This window comes from Paenibacillus sp. 2RAB27, assembly GCF_052115445.1.
Lineage (GTDB): Bacteria > Bacillota > Bacilli > Paenibacillales > NBRC-103111 > Paenibacillus_E.
The window spans coordinates 1-444 of record NZ_JBFRGR010000119.1; the positions used below are offsets into that span (position 1 = coordinate 1).

The 444-nt window shown below is 41.2% G+C and carries 1 rRNA gene; it reads left to right on the forward strand.

Annotated elements, in window-relative coordinates:
* Positions 1-34: 34 nt before the first annotated feature.
* Positions 35-151 (forward strand): 5S ribosomal RNA (gene rrf / locus AB4114_RS35910).
* Positions 152-444 lie beyond the last annotated feature (293 nt).

The window sequence follows — 444 nt, forward strand, 5'->3', positions numbered from 1 at the left end:
AGTTTTTCGATGTTTCCTGGCAGAAGCATCAACGTTTGGTGATGATGGCGGAAGGGATCCACGCGTTCCCATCTCGAACACGACCGTTAAGCCTTCCAGCGTCGATGGTACTTGAACCGCAGGGTTCTGGGAGAGTAGAACGTTGCCAAACAACTGAAAGAGCCTCACTTGGATAACTCCAAGTAAGGCTCTTTTTTGCATTTAGCCTATACTTCGCCTCGTTACTGAATCATTAACAGTATTTTCTACAGCTAATTGCACGAATTTGCCCTGAAAAATTGATTTAGATGGAAAACTGCAGCTAGAATAAAAAGTGGACACCTCGTTAACAGATTTAAGATAATAGATGTAACGAGGAGGTGTTCACAATGGGTGAACAACGGCAAAGGTACAATGATGAATTTAAACAACAAACGGTAAAATTTATTCAAGAACAAACGAAAT